3 protein-coding genes and 4 pseudogenes are annotated in these 6,338 nt (G+C 56.7%); 3 read left to right on the top strand and 4 right to left on the bottom strand.

All coding sequences use genetic code 11. The annotated features are described in order from the left end of the window. Positions 1 to 144: 144 nt before the first annotated feature. A pseudogene (ycjG, locus tag ACMX3H_RS16045) lies at positions 145 to 750 on the top strand (L-Ala-D/L-Glu epimerase); the annotation flags it as partial. A 62-nt stretch (positions 751 to 812) separates the two neighbouring features. On the opposite strand, the gene mpaA reads toward ycjG, so the two are convergent. Next, positions 813 to 1,523 (bottom strand): murein tripeptide amidase MpaA, encoded by a 711-nt coding sequence (gene mpaA, locus ACMX3H_RS16040; RefSeq protein WP_415211540.1) that lies wholly within the window; start codon positions 1,521 to 1,523, stop codon positions 813 to 815. Between the two features lie 145 nt (positions 1,524 to 1,668). Between mpaA and ACMX3H_RS16035 the strand changes: the two are divergent. Beyond that, a pseudogene (locus tag ACMX3H_RS16035) lies at positions 1,669 to 3,274 on the top strand (peptide ABC transporter substrate-binding protein). Positions 3,275 to 3,579: 305 nt separating this feature from the next. Here the strand turns inward: ACMX3H_RS16035 and ACMX3H_RS16030 are convergent. Both ACMX3H_RS16030 and ACMX3H_RS16025 read right to left on the bottom strand, forming a co-directional pair. Beyond that, positions 3,580 to 4,227 carry a queuosine precursor transporter gene (locus tag ACMX3H_RS16030; protein ID WP_415211539.1) on the bottom strand — a complete coding sequence of 216 codons (648 nt, stop codon included), beginning with the start codon at positions 4,225 to 4,227 and terminating at the stop codon, positions 3,580 to 3,582. Between the two features lie 411 nt (positions 4,228 to 4,638). After that, a pseudogene (locus tag ACMX3H_RS16025) lies at positions 4,639 to 5,211 on the bottom strand (pyruvate:ferredoxin (flavodoxin) oxidoreductase); the annotation flags it as partial. 233 nt (positions 5,212 to 5,444) lie between these two features. Here ACMX3H_RS16025 and ACMX3H_RS16020 point away from each other — a divergent pair. Next, on the top strand, positions 5,445 to 5,693 hold the full coding sequence (locus ACMX3H_RS16020) for a DUF333 domain-containing protein (protein ID WP_415211538.1): 249 nt from the start codon (positions 5,445 to 5,447) through the stop codon (positions 5,691 to 5,693). A 196-nt stretch (positions 5,694 to 5,889) separates the two neighbouring features. On the opposite strand, the pseudogene ACMX3H_RS16015 reads toward ACMX3H_RS16020, so the two are convergent. After that, positions 5,890 to 6,195 (bottom strand): annotated as a pseudogene (locus tag ACMX3H_RS16015) (NAD(P)-dependent oxidoreductase); the annotation flags it as partial. Positions 6,196 to 6,338 lie beyond the last annotated feature (143 nt).

Raw genomic sequence — 6,338 nt, 5'->3', positions numbered from 1 at the left:
TTTTGCCTATAGGCTCTATTTTGTTCTTTTTTTGTTCATCGGTATCAAATACATAAATCATCCTTAAGCCTAAGAAATCCCACGAATTCCCGCCAGATCCCGCCAATTCCCGTAAGTATCAAATAAATTACTTCTCTATATACGGCGCAGACCCTGGGTATCGATGAGCCGCAGAATATGGCGGAGGCGGCGTGGCGCTGCAGGGACAAAGGCGCCCGATTGCTGAAGGTTAAACTGGACGACCACCTGTTAACCGAGCGTATGGTCACCATCCGCGCGGCGGTGCCGCAAGCCACTCTGATTGTGGACGCCAATGAATCGTGGCAACCGGAAGGCTTGGCGACGCGTTGTCAACTGCTCGCGGATTTAGGGGTGGCGATGCTGGAGCAACCGCTGCCGGCGGAGCACGACGCGGCGCTGCAGCATTTTATCCACCCGCTGCCGATTTGCGCGGACGAGAGTTGCCATACCCGTGACCAATTGGCGACGCTGCAGGGCAGTTATGAAATGATCAATATCAAGCTGGATAAAACCGGCGGGCTGACCGAGGCGTTACTGCTGGCGCAACAGGCGCGCGAGCGGGGCTTCGCTATCATGCTGGGCTGTATGCTTTGTACCTCGCGCGCGGTGGCGGCGGCGTTGCCGCTGACGCCGCAGGCGAGTTTTATTGATCTCGATGGTCCCACCTGGCTGGCGATGGACGCTGAACCGGCGCTGTCGTTCCAGTGCGGGTCGATAACGCTGGGCTGAGCGCTTGGCGGCGGTGCGCTTAGGCAGGGCATGGAGGGAGCGCCGGCGGGCCTGATTACCCCTCAGTTCCTCGTCGCGCCGTCGGTGTCAGTTAATAGCGCCACCATCGCTTCCAGATAATCGATGGTGGCCGCATCGGCTGAAATGGCCGGCAATTCCACGGTAATGCACGGCAGCCCGCGGTCGCTGCACCAACTGCCGAACGACCCCGGCGTGGGATACCCCACGCTCTCCACCAGCGGTAGGCGGAATGTCTGCGCCAGCGGCGATGGCGGCGCCTGCTCGATGCAGGCCAGCGGTTCATGAAAGCTGACGACCCAGGCGGGACGCAGATCGTTAATCAGCCGGCATAACGCTTGCGTTTCCGGCTCGGAACCTGCCTGGTCGCCGGTGGCGAGCGCGACATCACGGGCATCCGCCGCGCTGGTCCAGCGATACACCGTTTCGCCGCTCTGCCAGTTCGCCGCCGGGAAGTTGCGGTTGAGATCCACCCCCCGGGCGTTGGCGCGCAGCCCGAACCGGCAGCCGTCGGGGTTGACCGCCAGCACCAGAGCGTGACGCCGCGCGTCCGGGCCTATCGTGCGCAGGGCGCAGGAGAGCGCGGTGACGCTTGCGGTCTCATCGCCGTGGGTGCCGGCGATAATCAGCTCGTTGCCTGCAGCCCCCCGGGTGGCGGGATGATAAAGCAGCGGCGCGCCCAGCACCGAGGTACCATAGGATGTCCCCAACGAGGGCAAGGCGCCGCGCTGGGATCGGGGCCGAAAGGGTTGCATACTGTTTCCCGCCAGAAAATAATCAGTTACATTAACAGTGATTACTTTACAGAAAAATTTCCCGCAGTGTTAGTTTCCGCAGAGTATTTTGCCAGAACGCCGACGGGGTAAGCCCGATATCGGCCATAACGCTAAGGAACAGTCTATGCCGCGTTTCCCGTTTGCCATTTGCGCCCTCATGCTCGCCGCCGTCAGCGGCAATCTACGCGCCGCCACGGTCCCCCGGTACCGCCCTGGCGGATGAACAACATGTGGTACGCCACATCAAAGACGAGCCCTCCTCATTAGATCCCATTAAAGCCGTCGGGCTGGTGGAGGCACAGGTTGACCGCGATTTGTTTGAAGGGCTGGTCAATCAGGATCCCGCGGGCAAGGCTATTCCCGGTGTGGCAATGCGCTGGCAGACCAGCGATAACCAAAACTATGTGTTTCATTTGCGGCGCGACGTGCGCTGGTCGAACGGCCAGCCGGTTACGGCGCAGGACTTCGTCTACAGTTGGCGTCGATTGGTTGATCCCGCCAATCACTCTACCTTTTCCTGGTTTGCCGAACTCGCGGGCCTAAAAAAACGCCAGCGAGATTATCGCCGGCAAGCTGCCCGCTGAACAATTGGGTGTCAGCGCGCCGGACGACTACACGCTGAAGGTGACGCTGGATAAGCCGGTGCCGTATTTCGTCAGCCTGACCGCCAATTTCAGCCTGTTTCCGGTGAATCGCGCCACTGTGGAGCGTTACGGCCAGGAGTGGACGCGCGTCGGCCATCTGGTCGGCAACGGCGCGTTTCAGCTCAGCCAGCGCGTGGTGAATGAAAAACTCGTCCTTACGCCCAATCCTTATTATTAGGATCATCAACATACCGTGCTGACCCAGGTTACCTTTGTCCCCATTAGCGCCGAATCGGCCGCGCTTAATCGCTATATGGCCAACGATATCGACATTACCGAGTCGTTTCCCAAGGACCGTTACCGGCAGTTGCTGCAACAAATCCCCGATCAGGTTTATACGCCGGATCAGCTCGGCACCTACTATTATGCCTTCAACACCCGGCGCGGCCCCACTCAGGACGTGCGGGTGTGTAAAGCGCTGTCCTACGCCATCGACCGGCGAATCATCGCCGGCAAAGTGGTGGGCTCCGGCGAAAAGCCGGCCTAGCATTTTACTCCGGGCGTAATGGTCGGCTTTACGCCGGCGGCCAGTTACCTGCAGCAGCATAGCCAGCAGGAGCTGGATGCCCAGGCGCAGGCCTTAATGCAGGCGGCCGGTTAAGGGCCGAGTAAGCCGTTGACGCTTACCCTGTTGTATAACACCTCGGAAAGTAACCAGAAGATTGCGATTGTGGTGGTGTCGATGTGGAAGAAAACGCTGGGCGTGAATGTCAAATTGGTCAATCAGGAATGGAAAACCTATATTGATAGCCGCAACACCGGCAACTTTGATGTGGTGCGCGCATCGTGGATTGGCGATTACAATGAGCCTTCCACCTTTTTATCTTTGCTGAACTCCACCCACAGCGGCAATATCGCTAAATTCAGCGATCCCGCCTACGATCAGCTGTTGCAACAGGCCAGCCGGGAAACACATCCGCAGCGGCTGAGCGAGGATTACAACAAAGCGGAGGCCATCATTGCCGATGAGGCGCCTATTGCGCCCCTCTATCAATTCACCAACGGCCGTTTGATCAAGCCTTGGCTAAAATTAACAACCCGGAAGACGTGGCCTACAGTCAGACTCTGTATGTGTTGAAACATTAAGATGCGCGTCGTCGCCGGTTGGCCGTTCGCCCGGGCGGCGTTGGTGGCAGCCTACGCGCCGCGCGGGCGTTGATAACCCGTCAGCCGGCCGCGAGGCGTAGCATCTGCGTGGCATTTTAATGCCGCAGTGGCTGTCTCCCTCGGGATTCCTATAAGCTGATGTGGTGACAACGTGTTCAGCCATAATCCCGCGCGTTAATTCCGTATCAATTACCCTATCTGCCGCCGAGCGCGGCTGATAATGTGGACTGGCCACAGGTGGAGAGGGGGCGTCATGCGCCCTTTCAGGCTGGTTGCGGCCATGGCTATTTAAACAGTTCACGACGGATGCCAGAGACAAGAATGAACGTAATGGGAATGCAGACCAGCAGCGAATAGACCACTTTGAACAGGTAGTTTGACAGGATGTAGTGCAGCATATCGCCAAGGGGTATGCGGGTGGTGAAAAACATCAGGATCCAAATCAGCGAGTAGAGAAATTGCCCGATGAGAGTGAAGACCAGACAGCGGAACACCAGATAATGGCCGTTGCACAGCTCTTTAAAGCGTGAATAGATATAGTTATTAGCATTATCCGCAGTCAGCAGGCAGATGAAATTGATAAAAAACAGCCAGGGCAGCGGGCTGAACGTTGCCTGATAATGCGTTGTCTGTTCGGGGTTTTCTCCCGGCAATTGCAGGCTAAGCCAAATTCCTCCCGCGGCCAGCAGTAGCGCGCATGCGCAAATCAATACCGTGTTGCGCGCATGTTTGCGGCCGAAGATTTCGTTGATGGTATCCAAAAAGGCGAAGGAAAGGGGAAAGATAAGAATGCCGCCGGGCTGCAGCCCGCTAAACACCGAAATGGTATTAGGCGAAAGAGGAATGGCGATAAGCAGCGACGACACGAACAGGGTGAGCAGCACAATGAAAATAGTGAACTCTTTGTAGCGGTTTAAATCCAGCGGGCTCAAGGAGCAGGAGACCAGAATAGTATGGCGATCGTGGGCGGAAAAAAATCGATGAGATGATTTCTGACCAGGCTGTCGGCACTATCGCGAAAAATATGGCCTCCTTTTTTTACCCGGTAACTAATATTATTGTTAGTTATTTTTTATAAAATCATTTCGCCCACTCCATTATTCAATATAATCAAAAAAAGCCACAATTCTACCCAGGACCGCGCAATTGTTCATATCTGGCATTTGGGGCGTATGATGAATCCAGCGGATGGACGTAATATCATCAATACGCATTGAGAGGGTTAGCGCACTGCCGCAGCGCAGCAAAAAGAGTCCGCTGCCTTTGAGTTTTTCATTAATCACAGCTAAGGTTGAATTTGCAAATATTTCGTTTGGCGGTATTTGCACCCCGTAGAGACCCTCAGAATGGGGCAGCAGCGCTTTTAATGTCTCATCCGATAGCAGCGCGATTTTGTTAATCTCGTGGGAGGTGCGAAAGCCGTCAAAAAAGTGGATGAAGGGCAAGCGGCTGTTCAGATTGGCGACCTGGGCAATCAGCGCGAAGTCCTGCGCTTCCTGGACGTTATTGGCGCACAGCATGGCGCAGCCGGTTTGGCGCACCGCCATGACGTCCGAATGGTCGCCAAAAATCGACAGCGCGTGGGTCGCAACGGTGCGCGCCGCCACATGCAGGACAAAGGGGGTCAACTGGCCGGCCAGCTTATAAAGCGTCGGGATCATCAGCAATAATCCCTGTGACGAGGTGGACAGCGCGCCGGTCTGCAGCGCGCCGTGCACCGTGGCGATGGCGCCGGCTTCGGATTGCATCTCCACCACCTGCGGGGTGTCGCCCCAGATATTGGGCGTGCCGGTCTCGGACCAGACATCGGCCTGCTCGGCCATGGTAGAGCTGGGCGTGATGGGGTAAATGGCGATAACTTCGTTAATGCGGTAGGCCACCGAGGCGACTGCATTGTTCCCGTCTGTGGTGATCATGAGGACCCTTATCTGAGCTGCGGATGATAGCCGTTAAATCATTGGCTTATCATGAATTATCGCAAGTATAGCAGCACTAACACTGAGGGATTTTAGCTTTTGTGTGATGCATGAAACGCGTGGAAAGACAGATGAAGTGTAAAGTCAATCGGCGGGTTCTCGACGAATGCGCCCGCTGCCGCTACACAGGCTCTTCCAGACTATTCCTATTTCATACCTTGCGGAGCCCATTGATGACGTTATCACGGTGGTTATTGGCGACCTCAGTCGTGTTACTGGTTGCCTGCAGCAGCGATCCCAGTGTCAATGACGAACCCGAACAGCAGGGGACGGCGGTGCGCATGCCGCGTCCGGTGCTGAGCCAGGTGGAACAGGCCGCCTGCAGTGGCGTCGGCGGCACGCTCACCGCCGCCCTGCAGTTGGATGGCTCCACAGTAGGAATGTGCCAGCTTACCGACGGCTGCCGTCTGCCGGCGCGCTGAGTCGGGAGTCGACCGCCTGCGCTCTAACGCCTGCCGGGTGCGCTGAGCCGGTGAATCAGGCGTGCAACGCCTTTCCCCCTGCCGGCAAGCGGCGCCGGTGAGTGGAGTGCCTGCGCTTTAACGCCTGACGTGCGCCCTTGCGTTTATCGCCGGCTCGGGCTATTGGCGTTTACGTCGGCGCTATGCGCGCCCGGCGTTACGTGCTTACGAGGTTGGGGTATTCCTCTCCCCGCGACAGCAGTTGGATATTCTGTAGCGAGGTCTGGCCGATGTGCGTCAGCGCCTCTTCGGTTAAAAAGGCCTGATGGCCGGTAAACAGAACGTTATGGCATGCCGATAGCCGCCGGAACACATCATCCTGTATGACGTCGTTGGATTTATCCTCAAAAAACAAATCTCGCTCGTTTTCGTACACATCCATCCCCAGCGCGTCAATCTTTTGCAATTTGAGCGACTCGATGGCCGCCTGGGAATCGATAAGTCCACCGCGGCTGGTATTAATGCGGGTAAGCGCCCCGTGGAGGACGTCTTGAATTATTGGTGGGTTTGTTGTATAGCCCGGTAAGAATATGTTCCACTACGATGCCTAGTGAACCCGCATCCTATAAGGGACGGCTGTCAGATCATGGATAATCCGGCGATGAT

The sequence above is a fragment of the Sodalis sp. (in: enterobacteria) genome (assembly GCF_047607725.1).
In the GTDB taxonomy this organism is placed as follows: Bacteria; Pseudomonadota; Gammaproteobacteria; order Enterobacterales; family Enterobacteriaceae; genus JBLKSS01.
Note: the sequence above shows the minus strand (reverse complement) of the source record. Positions and strands in the feature narration are given on the sequence as shown.

Excerpts from the sequence above, each read along its gene's own strand:
- mpaA (WP_415211540.1), bottom strand. The coding sequence starts at position 1,523 with ATGCAACCCTTTCGGCCCCGATCCCAGCGCGGCGCCTTGCCCTCGTTG.
- ACMX3H_RS16020 (WP_415211538.1), top strand. The coding sequence starts at position 5,445 with ATGACGTTATCACGGTGGTTATTGGCGACCTCAGTCGTGTTACTGGTT.